This is a genomic window from Mesorhizobium sp. M1A.T.Ca.IN.004.03.1.1, from assembly GCF_003997555.1.
In the GTDB taxonomy this organism is placed as follows: domain Bacteria; phylum Pseudomonadota; class Alphaproteobacteria; order Rhizobiales; family Rhizobiaceae; genus Mesorhizobium.
On the sequence record NZ_RZTV01000907.1, the window covers coordinates 1 to 244 of the forward strand.

The 244-nt window shown below is 63.1% G+C and carries 1 protein-coding gene; it reads right to left on the reverse strand.

Annotation, left to right across the window (positions count from 1 at the left end):
• Positions 1–244, reverse strand: a 244-nt coding sequence (uraD, locus tag EOD29_RS34315) for a 2-oxo-4-hydroxy-4-carboxy-5-ureidoimidazoline decarboxylase (protein ID WP_127248897.1), incomplete at both ends; no start/stop codon positions are given.

A 244-nucleotide genomic window follows, 5' to 3' on the forward strand; every position in this document is an offset into this window, starting at 1 on the left:
CGCCTTTCGAAGGCCGAAAGGATATCGTCCTTGTCGAGCCCTCTGACGGCGATGATGAAGGGAAAGCCGAATTTTTCGACATAGGCTGCATTAAGTTCGGTGAAGCGGGCATGTTCGGCCGGGCTCAGCCGATCGAGACCGGCGCCGGCCTGCTCCTTGCGGCTGTCCTCCGTGAGTTCGCCCGCTATCGCCAGACGCCCGGCAAGATCGGGATGGGCACGCAGCACGCCGAGACGCTCCTCCC